This window comes from Bordetella genomosp. 13, assembly GCF_002119665.1.
Lineage (GTDB): Bacteria > Pseudomonadota > Gammaproteobacteria > Burkholderiales > Burkholderiaceae_B > Bordetella.
In genome coordinates this window covers 243,760-256,467 of the sequence record NZ_CP021111.1, presented here as the reverse complement: position 1 = coordinate 256,467, position 12,708 = coordinate 243,760, and the positions used below count along the sequence as shown (strand labels likewise).

Sequence of the window (12,708 nt, the reverse complement as noted above, 5' to 3'; positions counted from 1 at the left end):
TGGGTGCGAAGATCATGCGGGTTTCAGGGTATGGCGCGAAAAGGGCATCGACCGCATCCGCACGCCCGTCGCGGCAAACACCGCATTGGCCACGGCGGGTGCCACGCAGGGCACGCCGGCAGGTTCGCCCACCGACAGTGGCGGCATTTCGCTGGGCATCAAGTGGAACTCCACTACAGGCATCTGGCTCATGCGCAGGGTGGAATACTGGTGAAAATTGCTCTGCTCGACCGCGCCGCCCTTGATGGTGATCGCCTCGCTGAGCGCCGCCGATAAGCCAAACATGATGCCGCCTTCCGCTTGCTGGCGGACGAGATCGGGGCTGGTGACCCAACCGCAGTCCAATCCGGCCACGATGCGGTGTACGACGATCTGGCCATCGCCCGACACCGAGACTTCCGCGACTTGAGCGGCATAGGCTCCGTAGCACTGAACCGCGGCAATCCCTCGATGCCGGCCCGGGGGCAAAGGGGTGCCCCAGCCAGCCTTCTCGGCCACCATGTCCAGCACGGCGCGCAATCGCGCTGCGCCCGGCTTGTCGCCAAGGTGAGAGCGGCGGAATTCCAGCGGATCGCGTCCGGCGGCATGGGCAAGTTCATCGATGAACGACTGCGTAACGAACGTGTTCTGCGAATCGCCGACCGACCGCCAGATGCCCACGGGCACCGGCGATTCGGTTGGAACCCAATCGAATCGGTAGTTGGGAATGTCGTAGAGCAGATTGGCCGCCTCGTGGCCGGCGGTCGCGTCAAGGCCCGTCTTGGGGTTGATGCGCTCGGGCCACAAGCGCTTCAGGATCGAACTGGACACCGCCCGATGGTGCCACGCGGCGATGCGGCCGTCCGCGTCCAGGGCCGCGGAAATCCGGTTGTAGCTGGCGGGCCGGTAGAAGCTGTGGGTCATGTCATCTTCGCGGGTGCGCATGACCTTCACCGGCCGACCCACGGCCTTGCTCACCTCGACCGCCTCATCCACATAGTCGTGATAGAACCGCCTGCCAAAGCCGCCGCCCAGGTAGGTGGTGTTGATGGTGATGCGATCCGCAGGCAGGCCGGTGATGCGCTGTGCCGCACTCAGCGCGCGGGACTGGAACTGGGTGGGAGCCCAGATCTCGCAGCGATCGTCTTGCACCCATGCGGTGCAGTTCATCGGCTCCATGGGAGCAGGGTCGAGGTACTGCGATTCGTAGACCGCATCCAGCCGGGTCGGCAGCTCGGCGAGCGCGCGTTCGACGTCGCCTTCGTCGCGCGCGGAGATGCCAGGCATCGTCGCCAGTTGCTCGAAAGTCCGGGAAAGCTCGTCCGAATCCCAACGTGGATCGGGGGTGGCGTTCCAACTGATCTGCAGCGCGTCGCGGCCCTTTTTGGCATGCCAAAAGGAATCGGCCACGACCGCCACGCCAGAGGTGATCGGCACCACTGCCAGTACGCCAGGCACCTTGCTCGCTGCGTCGGAATCAAGCTGACCAAGCGTGCCGCCAAACACCGGACAGCGCGCGACCAGCGCGACCAATGCGCCAGGCACTTTGACGTCGAGGCCAAACACGGCCTGGCCATTGATCTTGGCCGGAATATCCCGTCGCGGCACGACGGTGCCCAACAGCTTGAACTCTTTCGGTTCCTTCAGGCGAGGCTGATCCGGCAGAGGCAGCCTGGACGCAGCCTGCGCCAGCGCGCCATAACCCACGCGTCGTCCAGATGGCGTGTGGATGACAAAGCCCGCGTCGGTCTGGCACTCTGCTGCCCGAACCTGAAGCTGCTGTGCTCCCGCGCGCAACAAGACGTCGCGAACCGAGGCGCAGGCATGACGGAGCACGGGCGCCAACTGGCTGATCGATGAACTGCCGCCCGTGCCCTGCCCACCATTCGCGCCAATGTAGCGAGGGTTGAAGAACGCATCGGTGACGGGCGCCTGCTCGAAGTGCACCTGGTCATACCGGGCGTCCAGCTCTTCCGCTACGATCATGCTCAGTCCGGTATGAACGCCCTGACCCATTTCGGATTGGCTCATCATGAAGGTCACGCGCCCCTCATTGTCCAGTCTCAGCCATGCAGTGAATGGCGTACCGGCCTCCCGGTGCGGATCGGCCCCAGGAACGCCGTTGCGCGGCGCGGTCACGCCCGTCGCCGAGAGCAGCATGCCGCCGCCTGCGGCTACGGTTAACTTCAGGAATACCCGTCGCGATACGCTGGGCGCGGTTGGCATCATCATCATTAACCTCCCGCGGCAACGCGCTTGACCGCGGCTTTCACTCGCGGATACGTTCCGCAGCGGCAAAGATGGGCGTTCATGACAGCTTCGATCTGTTCATCGCTGGGCTTGGGGGTGTTGCGCAACAGCGCCGCCGCGCCCATGATCTGCCCCGATTGGCAGTAGCCGCACTGCGGCACCTGCTCGGCGATCCAGGCCTGCTGGACCGGGTGGGAATTGTCTTGCGACAAGCCTTCGATGGTCACGATGCGACGCCCGGCAACGGCCGACACCGGCGTGATGCATGCGCGCATGGCCTGGTCATCCACATGGACTGTGCAGGCCCCGCACAGCGCCATGCCGCAGCCGAATTTGGTTCCGGTCAATCCCAGTTCATCCCGCAGCACCCACAGCAAGGGGGTGTCTGCGTCGGATGTCACGCGGACGGGTTGGTTGTTTACGACGATTTCGATCATGCGGCGGCTCCGGGGCGGGTGGAAGCTGTTGCAGGGGCCGCCGCGGGCCGGCGGCCGGGCGAAGGGCTCACTTCAAGAAGCTGAAACCTATCGTCTCGAGCTTGTCCGCGACGTCTGAGCCGAAGCGTTCCTTGAACCTTCTGGATTCTTCGGGGGCAAAGCCGATATCGTTGTAGTCGGCTTCTCCCTTGCCGGTAATAAAGACCAGCAGATGCGCAGTCTGGTCCGTTACGTTGGTGAAGTCGCGGCACACGCCAGGGGGCACACGGATCATGTCGAAGGGCTCGAGCATCAGCTCGTTCTCGCCGGCATCGCCCCAGCGCACCTTGAACCGCCCGTTCAGGCAGAAGAAGTGCTCCACGGTGAAGAAATGCGCATGCAGCATCGGCTTGTCGCCCGGCGGGCACTCGGCAATGATTACCGATAGATTGTCCTGCGACAGCACCGCCGGTGTGGCCGACATCGGGCCGGCAGTATTGGACGGTGCCATCAGCGTGTACAGCGTCTTTGCCGTCACGGTCTCGTAGGCTTCATGCGGAATCCCCTGATCGTGCTTGTAATAGCTGGACTGCGGCTTCAGCTCGCAAAAGCGGGCAAGATTCTTCTGCATCTCGGCGTCCGAAATCGAGACGGTCTTAAGTTGCTTGACGGCACTCATGGTCGTTGGATTCCTAGGAATGAGTTGTTGGTTTATTTCACGGGTGATATGCCGATCGGCAGCAGCATGGTCGATTCCACGTGCTGAAGCAGGGCGGCGTGCTGGCTCAGCCAATCGCGTTGCGGCGCGGCGGTCGTCCGATCCGCCAGCCGGCTGTGAAGATCGGGATATGCAACGATCTCGACGACCTCGTTGGGCTGTGGCGATTCACTGATCCACACTCCGAACAGCGATGCGGCGGGATCGCGGGGTCGACCTTGTACCGCCAGGCCCAGGTCGGTGAACTTGCCTGCCGGGCAGCGATAGATCCGCCGCTCGTAGAACGCGCTATGCGAGGCGATCTGGCCTAGCTGCCCCTGAGGCCGCATGAACCGCACTTCCTGGGTTTGCATGGTGGGCCAGGCGCCCGCAAGAAATTCATCGCACCAGCGGCGGTTCTGCGCCAACTCGTGGCGCAGCTGCTGGCGGTGGTCGACGGACTGGTATTCCCAGATATGGTGCACCTGGTTCAGCACGCCGAATTCGCTGGTCCAGAATGCCGTCAGCAGGCCATAGTCGTCATTGCGGATCGGCACGACTTTGCTTTCGGCCAGCGCCAGATAGGTGTCGAGCTGACCGGGCTCGATGGTGTAGGTACGGTATTCATGAATCATGGGGGCGCCCTCCTTTCCTGGCACGATAGTGGAGGTGCACCCTTACGACAAACGTATAATTCTCATCCCTGATATTCCTGGATTAGATGGGTCGGTATTGCCCTCCACCGCCGATGGACCTTCGCCAGCTACGCTACTTCGTCCACGTCGCGCATACGCGCAGCCTGACCGCTGCCAGCGCCAAGGCCTGGATCACGCAATCCGCGCTAAGCCGGCAGATCAAACTGCTGGAAGAAGAGTTGGGGGTGGACTTGTTCGAACGCCAGGCAAGGGGCGTGAACCTGACCGAGGCCGGCGAAGTCTTGCTGACGCGCGCTTCGATGCTGTTGCACCTGGCCGATGAAATAAAGGGCGCCGTCACGGCCGTTGGCGAGCAGCCGACCGGCCCGCTGCATATCGGGGCACCCCCGTCATTGCGGCAGATGCTGGTTGCGCCCGTCATCGCGCAATACCATGCCCTATACCCGAATGTGCGCCTGTCTGTGCACGAAGGCACGTCTCGCTCGATGCGCGACGCATTGGCTGCAGGCGATATCGATATCGCCGTGGTCTCCAGCCTCGAAGCGCTCGACCCGTTCGAGGTGCACCCCCTTGCCAACGAATGCCTGTGCTGGGTGGGTCCGCCCGAGGCCAGACTGGATCCGCGCCGTGCGGTGGACATCGCCCGGCTGGCAGACCGGCCGCTCATCCTTACCGCTTATCCCAACAGTCTGCGGCTGATCGTCGATCGCGCAATGGCCAAACGCAATCTGTCTGTCGAACCCGTCTTGGAAGCGGACATGATCGCCATGATGTTCGACTTGATCCGCCGTGGCGTCGGCTACACCGTGCTGCCCTATTCGGCGGTGCACGAGCCGCTGATGCAGCGCTACGTATCGGCCTGCCCGATCCGCGACCTGCGCATCGAATGGGTGACGGCGCGCTCGCGCGAGCGCAGCAGCACGGCGGCGGTACTGCATGCCAAAGAGACCTTCGCGGCGATAACCGATCGGATCATCGCCGCGGGAGACTGGAAAACCGCGCGCCGAAAGAATTGAGACGGGACAACGCCTCGAGAACAGACTGAGCCTCCGGCGCTAACCTGCCAGTTTGTCGGCAGCATCTTGGAGGCCGTTGAGGATGCAGTCGGCCACGTGCATGGGGAATCCAGCCGGCAGTAGCGCGCGGACGGTCTTCACGACCCCGGGCGTGCGCGCCACTAGGTCGTCGAGGACATGCTCCACCCCCTGACCGTCGTGATTCACTACGCCATGCTCGGTACCCACGGCAATCCAGTGCCGACGCAGGATGTCGCGCATGACCCAGTGGGGGTTTTTCGAGCGCACGGCCATGGCCATCCTGGCGTCGTACTGAGACAGCTGATTCGCACCCTTGCCGATGATGGGGTAAGCCGACAGCACGTCGTACAGCGGGGCGAGTTCGTAGGTGCCACCCTGGCGCAGGAAAATGCTGAAGTTCTTCGCGTGGCCATCCGTGGCACGCAGCATCCAGAAGAGGACCTGGGCCTGGAAGAACGTGCGGCGGTCGCGGTCAGGAGCGCGCGACGTGCCCAACAGCTTCATGATTTGGCGCACACCCGGTCCGCCGTCGGATTCGTACTTCAAATGCGGCGGAGTTCCCGTCGCCTGGCACATGTCTTCCTGCGGCAGCCGGATGAGCCAGCGCTTGCCCTCGAGGTTCTCCCACCACATCCGGTCGAAGCGCTCGACCGCCAGCACCTTCATGTCCTCGAACGTCAGGGGCTCGGTGCGCGCCACAGGCATTTGGTAGGCGCGCAGGACTTCGGAGCACAGCCACTCGTTTTCGACCGACTCGCTCATGTTGAACTTCATGTTTGCGACCAGGCCCAGTGGCAGCTTGAAGATGTGAGTGGTCGGTGTCGCGCCATGCGGCCGGCACCACCGACCGTCGTACCAGAGCAAGGCCGACTTTTCCTGTGCTCCGGCAATGGAGATGCGGATGTCCTCATCCCCGGCGGCGTCCCGGCCCAGAGGGCCTGGCGCAAGGGTGTTGCGAAGCAGCTGGGCAATCTCGGCGTCGGTCATCGGAACCGCGTTCACCTCTTGAACGCCGTCCGGCGCTTCGGGGCCCGGCACCACCTGCAGCGCGCCGACGCAGTCCCGACCGATTTCAGCCAGCAGGGCGAACGCGTTGGTCGAGCCGGCCTGGTACCGACGTGCGACGCGCTCGCGGATTTCTTTGCTGTCCGGCAGCAGGTTTTCGAAGTAGGTGCGCACGGCTTCGCCACGGTGCGGCGGATTGCCCGGGGTGAAGGGGAGGGACAACGACAGCGGCCGTCCCTGGTCGGAAGCCACCCAGCCGTCGGCATACTGCAGGACTTCTCCGGCATGCGGTTGCACACTCCAGGTGCCAACGAATTCGCCGTTCATCCAGAGATTCTGGGTACGGGTGTGTGAGCGTCGACCCATGCGCTCACCAGTTGGGGCCAGCCGACGCCCTGGGCGACGGCGATTCGCTGCCGGTCTTGCGCAGCACGAGCTCGACGCCCAGGATGCTCAGGAGCTCCAGCAGGCGGTCGGCGCTAACCTTGTCGGCATGGCGCTCAAGATTAGACAAGGCCTGCTGGCTGATGCCCAGGCGCATAGCCGTATCCGCCTGGGTCAGGCCAGCCTGTCTGCGAAAGCCCTGAAGCAGTGCTGGCAGTTGCTCAGCCGTGCGGACGGTGAAGTCGGACATACAAGGCTCACGTTGTTTTTCTGATTTACAAATTATACTTAGTAAAACCGAAATACGCAATGTAGATTGTAAACTCAAACCACAAGTCTGAAGTTGTATTCGAGATCTACAACCTATAACTTGTGAAACGTCCTGCGCACGCCACGCGCGCCGCGCTCCGGGCGGAAGTTGCACGAGCCCTCGGTCTCAATACACCGGAGCGCAAAAAAGGGCCGCTTTGACGGCCCGTTCCATTTCGAAGTTGAAGCAGTGAACTGGGAGACAAAAATCGCGAAAAGCCGGCCGGTAGCGCTGAGACCGACTTTATTCCGCGCGGCCGACTTTATTTCTCGTTTTCAAAGCCTTCTACCGGCGCTCCCTTACTCCACCGTCACGCTCTTCGCCAGATTCCGCGGCTTGTCCACATCGGTCCCCCGCGCGCACGCCGTGTGATAGGAAAGCAACTGCAGCGGGACCGTATGCAGTATCGGCGACAGCAGCCCGTAATGCTCGGGCATGCGGATCACATGCATGCCTTCGCCATTGACGATCTTGCTGTCCGCGTCCGCGAACACATACAGCTCGCCGCCCCGCGCCCGCACTTCCTGCATGTTCGACTTCAGCTTCTCCAGCAATGCATCGTTCGGCGCAATGGTCACCACGGGCATGTGCTCGGTCACCAGCGCCAGCGGCCCGTGCTTCAGCTCGCCGGCGGGATAGGCCTCGGCGTGGATATAGCTGATCTCTTTCAGCTTCAGCGCACCTTCCAGGGCGATGGGGTAATGCATGCCGCGCCCCAGGAACAGCGCGTTTTCCTTGGTGGCGAAGCGGTCCGCCCAGCCCATGATCTGGGGCTCGAGCGCCAGCACCGAACCGATCGCCGCCGGCAGATGGCGCAGCGCCTTCAGGCACGTGGCCTCTTGCTCGTCCGTCAGCAGTCGGCGCGTCTGGGCCAGCGCCAGCGTCAGCAGGAACAGCGCGGTCAGCTGCGTGGTGAATGCCTTGGTGGACGCTACGCCGATCTCCACGCCGGCGCGCGTGATGTAGGCCAGTTCGCATTCGCGCACCATGGCGCTGGTGGCCACGTTGCACACGGTCAGCGTGTGCTTCATGCCCATGGAACGCGCATGCTTCAGCGCGGCCAGCGTATCCGCCGTTTCGCCGGACTGCGAGATGGTCACCACCAGGCTCTTGGGATTGGGCACGCTGTCGCGATAGCGATATTCGCTGGCAATCTCGACCGACACCGGAATGCGGGCCACGGACTCGATCCAGTATTTCGCGGTCAGGCCGGCGTAGTAGCTGGTGCCGCAGGCCAGAATCAGCAGCGAGTCGATTTCCTTGAACACCTTGTAGGCGTTGTCGCCGAACAGTTCGGGCGTAACGGTCTCGATGTCCTGCAGCGTGTCGCCCACGGCGCGCGGCTGCTCGAAGATTTCCTTCTGCATGAAGTGGCGATAGGGGCCGAGTTCGGCCTCGCCGGTGTGCACCTGCACCGAATGCACTTTGCGCTCGACCTGCCTGCCGTCGGCGTCGATGACCCACACGCGCGACAGCTGCAGGTCGACGACGTCGCCGTCTTCCAGGTACAGGATCTGGTCGGTGGTGCCGGCCAGCGCAAGGGCGTCGGAGGCCAGGAAGTTCTCGTTCTGGCCGATGCCCACCACCAGCGGCGAGCCATGGCGCGCGCCCACCACGCGGTGCGGCTCGTCGCGGCAGAAAACGGCAATGGCGTAGGCGCCCTGCAGGCGACGCACGGCCTGCTGCACGGCGTCGAACAGATCGCCCTGGTACAGGTGGTTGACGAGGTGGGCGATCACCTCGGTGTCGGTCTGGCTTTCGAAGACGAAGCCCACGGCTTGCAGTTCGGCACGCAGTTCATCGTGGTTCTCGATGATGCCGTTGTGCACCAGCGCGATACGCGCCTCGTCCTTGCCGATGGCCGAGAAATGGGGATGGGCATTGTGCGTGGCCGGGGCGCCATGCGTGGCCCAGCGCGTGTGGGCGATGCCGGTGAAGCCCGACAGCTTGTCCTGCGCGACCTGTTCGGCCAGTTCCGCCACGCGCTTGGTGCTGCGCGTGCGGCGCAGGTTGCCGTCCATGTAAAGGGCTACGCCGCAGGAGTCGTAGCCGCGATACTCCAGGCGCTTCAGGCCTTCGATGAGGATGGGGGTGATGTCGCGCTGGGCGACGGCGCCGACGATGCCGCACATGGAATATCTCCTGGAAAGGACTTTGCCGGCATTGTGCCTGCACGATTAAGAAATCGGATTTCTTAATCGGCGGATATTTGGAAGTTTATTTTCTTACACAATCGTGATCAAATATTCTTCCATTTCATTGCACATAAATGGATGAATCATGCAGACATCGCCCTCTGTCATCGCCCTCGACGACCTGGACGTGCGCATCCTCGAACTGATGCAGCAGGACTGCTCGTTGACGAATCAGGAACTGGCCGAGCGTGTGCATGCCTCGCCCCCCACCTGTCTGCGCCGCGTGCGACGCCTGGTCGAGTCGGGCGTCATCGCGCGGCAGGTGGCCATTGTGGATCCGGCGCGGCTGGGCAATGCGCTGACGGCCATCGTCGAGATCACGCTGGACGTGCAGGCGGCCGAAGCGCTGGATGTCTTCGAAGAGCTGGTGCAAGCCGAACCGGCGGTCATGCAGTGTTATCGGGTGTCGCCGGGCCCGGACTTCGTGCTGATGGTGCAGGTGGCCGACATGCCGGCCTATCATGCCTTGGCCCACCGGGTATTTGCCAGCCATGCCAACGTGCGCAATGTGCGTACGTTCTTCTCGATTCATCGGGCGAAGTTCGAGACGCGCGTGCCGGTGGGTCCGGGCCCCAGTCCGGCCTAGAACTTCTCGCCCGTCTCGGCGCGCCGCTGCAACGCCATAAGCTTGGCATAGCGAAAGAAGCTGCCCGACGCGCCGGCACACGCCACGATCAGCCCCTGGCGGCCATCCAGAAAGCCGCGGCGCATCACGTAGATGCGCACGAAGGTCCAGAAGCCATGGCCGAACGCGCCCAGCGGCGTGGTGCGCTTGCCGCGCCGGTACATCATCAGCGCGGCGTCCGACGAATACCGGTTCACCTTGGCCAGCAGGGCCTCGATGCTGGCGTACGGATAATGCAGCAGGTGCCCCCGCAGCACGCCGGGCTTTGCGTCCGTCTTCACCTTCTCGTGCACGGCCGCATCGGTGAAGCGCGCACTGCCGCGGCGGAACAGCCGCAGCACGTGATCGGGCCACCAGCCGGAATGGCGCATCTGGCGGCCTTCGAATTCGGACAGGCGCGCCACGTTGTAGGCCTCGCTGTTGGGCGCGGCCATGGTGGCCTGGATCTCCGCCGCCAGTTCCGGCGTGACCCGTTCGTCGGCATCCAGAGACAGCACCCAATCTCCGGTGGCCAGGTCCAGCGCGCGGTTCTTCTGCGGGCCGAAGCCGGGCCAGTCAGCCGTGACGTGCACGTGGACATGCCCGCCGCGCGCCCGCGCGATGTCGCAGGTGCCATCGGTGCTGCCGGAATCGACCACGATGATCTCGTCGGCGAAGGCAACCGAGTCGAGGCAGGCGCCGATGTGGCGGCTTTCGTTCAGGGTGATGATGATGACCGACAGGCGCGGCCGGGTGGTGGACTCAATGTCGGCCATCTTTGCTCTCCAGCAGTTCCTGGTACAGCGACAGATAGCGCCGGCCCATCTCGCGGATGCTGTGCTCGCGCTGCGCGTAATCGCGTGCGCGCAGCGCGGCCTCGCGCCGCAGCGCCTCGTCGCGCAGCATGCGGTCGATGCCCGCCGCCACGGCCTCGTGGTCGCCGATGCGGCACAGGATCCCGCGGCCGTCGGCCAGGCTTTCCTTCTGGCCTCCGGCATCGGTGGAGACCACGGGCACTTCGCGCAGGAACGCATCGAGCACGCTGGTGCTCAGGCCTTCCTCGCGCGAGGTCAGCACGAACACGTCGGCCAGCGGATACAGGCCCTCGGGATGATGCTGGAAGCCGACATAGCGGTAATACGGTTGCACGCCCAGGCTGTCGACCAGGCGTTCGGCGGCCGGACGCAGGGGACCATCGGCCCCCATGTGTACCAGCACGAAGTCCTGCCGCCGCTGCGCCAGCGAAGCCACGGCGCGGATCAGCGTCTCGGGGTCTTTCTCGCGCGTCAGCGAGGCCGCGGTCATGATGACGCGGCGACCCGCCAGCCCATGCTCGGCGGAGAACGCGGACAGCCGCGCGGGATCGGGCGGCAGCGGGTCCGGCACGGCGCTGTGCACGACGATGGGATGCGCGCCCAGGCGCCGCGGCTCTTCGGCGGCGCTTTCGCTGACCGTGGCCAGCAGGTCGGCATGCCGCCATTTGAACGCCGTGGCGGCCTGGCGCCGCACCACGGGCATGGCAGTGCGGCGCGAGAATGCCAGCGGCCGGCGATACAGCCATTTGGCGCCCACGGCCCAGCTCAGCGTGTTGGCCGTCTGGCAGTGCAGGATGTCGTAGCTGCGCCCATGCAGCGCGAGGAAAGCGCCCATGGCGATGGGCTTGCGCCGGGTATGGACGGTGAAGCCATCGGCCGCGGCGCGTTGCGCCAGCGGGAAGCCCTCGCGCGCCAGCAGCTCGACCTGGTGGCCGGCCTCGCGGAAGGCATGCATGCAGAACATGGTCTGGCGCTCGCCGCCGCGCCAGTCGCGCTCGAAGTTGAGCTGCAGGATTCTCATGCGCGGCCGATGCCCCGGTACTCGAAGTCCTGCTCGGCCATGTCCAGCGGTTCGTACAGGTTGCGGCCGTCGAAGATGACGGGGGCTTTCAGCATCGCCTTGATGCGGCCCATGTCGGGCGCGCGGAACACCTTCCACTCTGTGACGATGAGCAGCGCGTCCGCGTCCTGCAGCGCCTGGTACATGTCGTCCACCAGCGTGACCGAGGCGTTGCCGTCCAGCGACCGCGCGGCCTGCGGCATGGCCACGGGGTCGTATGCGCGCACGCGCGCGCCGCGCGCGGTGAGGTCGGCGATGGTGACCAGGCTCGGCGCCTCGCGCATGTCGTCGGTGTTGGGCTTGAACGCCAGGCCCCACAGCGCGAACGTGCGGCCGGACAGGTCTTCGCCGAAACGCGCCACCACCTTGTCGGACAGCCTGTGCTTCTGCACGTCGTTGGCCTGCTCGACCGCGCTGATGACGCGCATGGGCACGTCGTGCTGGGCCGCCATGCGTTCGAGCGCCTGCACGTCCTTGGGGAAGCACGAACCGCCATAGCCCACGCCAGGGTACAGGAAGTGATAGCCGATGCGCGGATCGGCGCCGATGCCGCGGCGCACGTGTTCGATGTCCGCGCCCAACGCTTCGGCAAGGTTCGCCATCTCGTTCATGAAAGAGATGCGGGTGGCCAGCATGGCGTTGGCGGCGTATTTGGTCAGTTCGGCGGAGCGCACGTCCATCACCATCAGCCGCTCGTGGGTGCGCTGGAACGGCGCGTACAGGCGGCGCATGATGCCGATGGTGTATTCGTCATCGGCGCCGACGACGATGCGGTCGGGCCCCATGAAGTCCTTGATCGCCGCGCCTTCCTTCAGGAACTCGGGATTGGACGCGACGCTGAACGGAATGTCGACGCCGCGCGCGGCCAGCTCTTGCGCGACGGCCTCGCGCACCTTGTCGCCCGTGCCCACGGGCACCGTGGACTTGTCGATCACCACCTTGCGGCCGGTCATGTGGCGCCCGATGTTGCGCGCAGCCGCAAGCACATAGCTCAGGTCGGCGGAGCCGTCCTCGCCCGGCGGGGTGCCGACGGCGATGAATTGCAGGTCGCCGAAGGCCACGCTCTCCGCCACGTCGGTCGTGAAGCGCAGCCGGCCGCCCGACGCGTTGCGCGAGACCAGCTCGTCCAGCCCGGGCTCGTAGATAGGGATGGATCCCTGGCGCAGCATTTCGACCTTGGCTGCGTCGGTGTCCAGGCAGAGCACCTGGTTGCCCATTTCGGCCAGGCAGGCGCCGGTGACCAAGCCCACGTAGCCGGTACCGATCACGGTGATTTTCATGCGAGGAACCCTAGAATCGG

At 64.6% G+C, this 12,708-nt stretch carries 12 protein-coding genes; 2 read left to right on the top strand and 10 right to left on the bottom strand.

The window, feature by feature from the left end:
• Positions 1–12: 12 nt before the first annotated feature.
• From CAL15_RS01195 to CAL15_RS01180, 4 genes are all read right to left on the bottom strand, one after another.
• Complete coding sequence (locus tag CAL15_RS01195) at positions 13–2,139, bottom strand: xanthine dehydrogenase family protein molybdopterin-binding subunit (RefSeq protein ID WP_198299122.1); 2,127 nt, start codon at positions 2,137–2,139, stop codon at positions 13–15.
• 74 nt (positions 2,140–2,213) lie between these two features.
• Positions 2,214–2,666, bottom strand: a complete 453-nt coding sequence (locus CAL15_RS01190) for a (2Fe-2S)-binding protein (RefSeq protein WP_086076955.1) — start codon at positions 2,664–2,666, stop codon at positions 2,214–2,216.
• Positions 2,667–2,733: 67 nt separating this feature from the next.
• Entirely contained in the window at positions 2,734–3,324 is a 591-nt protein-coding gene (locus CAL15_RS01185) for a cupin domain-containing protein (protein ID WP_086076954.1), read from the bottom strand.
• Between the two features lie 32 nt (positions 3,325–3,356).
• Entirely contained in the window at positions 3,357–3,977 is a 621-nt protein-coding gene (locus tag CAL15_RS01180; protein ID WP_086076953.1) for an NIPSNAP family protein, read from the bottom strand.
• A gap of 113 nt (positions 3,978–4,090) precedes the next feature.
• Between CAL15_RS01180 and CAL15_RS01175 the strand changes: the two genes are divergently transcribed.
• Positions 4,091–5,014 (top strand): LysR family transcriptional regulator, encoded by a 924-nt coding sequence (locus CAL15_RS01175; RefSeq protein WP_198299121.1) that lies wholly within the window; start codon positions 4,091–4,093, stop codon positions 5,012–5,014.
• A 39-nt stretch (positions 5,015–5,053) separates the two neighbouring features.
• On the opposite strand, the gene CAL15_RS01170 is transcribed toward CAL15_RS01175, so the two are convergent.
• From CAL15_RS01170 to glmS, 3 genes are all read right to left on the bottom strand, one after another.
• On the bottom strand, positions 5,054–6,406 hold the full coding sequence (locus tag CAL15_RS01170; protein ID WP_086076951.1) for a type II toxin-antitoxin system HipA family toxin: 1,353 nt from the start codon (positions 6,404–6,406) through the stop codon (positions 5,054–5,056).
• Between the two features lie 4 nt (positions 6,407–6,410).
• Complete coding sequence (locus CAL15_RS01165) at positions 6,411–6,674, bottom strand: helix-turn-helix domain-containing protein (protein WP_086076950.1); 264 nt, start codon at positions 6,672–6,674, stop codon at positions 6,411–6,413.
• A 359-nt stretch (positions 6,675–7,033) separates the two neighbouring features.
• Positions 7,034–8,866 (bottom strand): glutamine--fructose-6-phosphate transaminase (isomerizing), encoded by a 1,833-nt coding sequence (gene glmS / locus CAL15_RS01160; protein ID WP_086076949.1) that lies wholly within the window; start codon positions 8,864–8,866, stop codon positions 7,034–7,036.
• 148 nt (positions 8,867–9,014) lie between these two features.
• On the opposite strand from glmS, the gene CAL15_RS01155 reads away from it, so the two are divergent.
• On the top strand, positions 9,015–9,515 hold the full coding sequence (locus tag CAL15_RS01155) for an Lrp/AsnC family transcriptional regulator (RefSeq protein ID WP_086076948.1): 501 nt from the start codon (positions 9,015–9,017) through the stop codon (positions 9,513–9,515).
• Here CAL15_RS01155 and CAL15_RS01150 read toward each other — a convergent pair.
• From CAL15_RS01150 to CAL15_RS01140, 3 genes are read right to left on the bottom strand one after another with little or no spacing between them, the layout of a single operon-like run.
• The gene (locus CAL15_RS01150; protein ID WP_086076947.1) at positions 9,512–10,309 is read right to left on the bottom strand and encodes a glycosyltransferase family 2 protein; all 798 of its coding nucleotides are present in this window, start codon (positions 10,307–10,309) and stop codon (positions 9,512–9,514) included. The two genes, CAL15_RS01155 and CAL15_RS01150, sit on opposite strands and share 4 nt — an antisense overlap.
• Positions 10,296–11,369 (bottom strand): glycosyltransferase family 4 protein, encoded by a 1,074-nt coding sequence (locus tag CAL15_RS01145; protein WP_086076946.1) that lies wholly within the window; start codon positions 11,367–11,369, stop codon positions 10,296–10,298. The genes CAL15_RS01150 and CAL15_RS01145 overlap by 14 nt, the downstream gene beginning before the upstream one ends.
• Positions 11,366–12,688, bottom strand: coding sequence for a UDP-glucose dehydrogenase family protein (locus tag CAL15_RS01140; RefSeq protein ID WP_086076945.1), 1,323 nt, complete (start codon positions 12,686–12,688; stop codon positions 11,366–11,368). The genes CAL15_RS01145 and CAL15_RS01140 overlap by 4 nt, the downstream gene beginning before the upstream one ends.
• Positions 12,689–12,708: the final 20 nt, after the last annotated feature.

Excerpts from the sequence above, each read along its gene's own strand:
- glmS (WP_086076949.1), bottom strand. The coding sequence starts at position 8,866 with ATGTGCGGCATCGTCGGCGCCGTCGCCCAGCGCGACATCACCCCCATC.
- CAL15_RS01180 (WP_086076953.1), bottom strand. The coding sequence starts at position 3,977 with ATGATTCATGAATACCGTACCTACACCATCGAGCCCGGTCAGCTCGAC.
- CAL15_RS01155 (WP_086076948.1), top strand. The coding sequence starts at position 9,015 with ATGCAGACATCGCCCTCTGTCATCGCCCTCGACGACCTGGACGTGCGC.
- CAL15_RS01150 (WP_086076947.1), bottom strand. The coding sequence starts at position 10,309 with ATGGCCGACATTGAGTCCACCACCCGGCCGCGCCTGTCGGTCATCATC.
- CAL15_RS01165 (WP_086076950.1), bottom strand. The coding sequence starts at position 6,674 with ATGTCCGACTTCACCGTCCGCACGGCTGAGCAACTGCCAGCACTGCTT.
- CAL15_RS01175 (WP_198299121.1), top strand. The coding sequence starts at position 4,091 with ATGGACCTTCGCCAGCTACGCTACTTCGTCCACGTCGCGCATACGCGC.
- CAL15_RS01185 (WP_086076954.1), bottom strand. The coding sequence starts at position 3,324 with ATGAGTGCCGTCAAGCAACTTAAGACCGTCTCGATTTCGGACGCCGAG.
- CAL15_RS01190 (WP_086076955.1), bottom strand. The coding sequence starts at position 2,666 with ATGATCGAAATCGTCGTAAACAACCAACCCGTCCGCGTGACATCCGAC.
- CAL15_RS01170 (WP_086076951.1), bottom strand. The coding sequence starts at position 6,406 with ATGGGTCGACGCTCACACACCCGTACCCAGAATCTCTGGATGAACGGC.
- CAL15_RS01145 (WP_086076946.1), bottom strand. The coding sequence starts at position 11,369 with ATGAGAATCCTGCAGCTCAACTTCGAGCGCGACTGGCGCGGCGGCGAG.
- CAL15_RS01140 (WP_086076945.1), bottom strand. The coding sequence starts at position 12,688 with ATGAAAATCACCGTGATCGGTACCGGCTACGTGGGCTTGGTCACCGGC.
- CAL15_RS01195 (WP_198299122.1), bottom strand. The coding sequence starts at position 2,139 with ATGCTGCTCTCGGCGACGGGCGTGACCGCGCCGCGCAACGGCGTTCCT.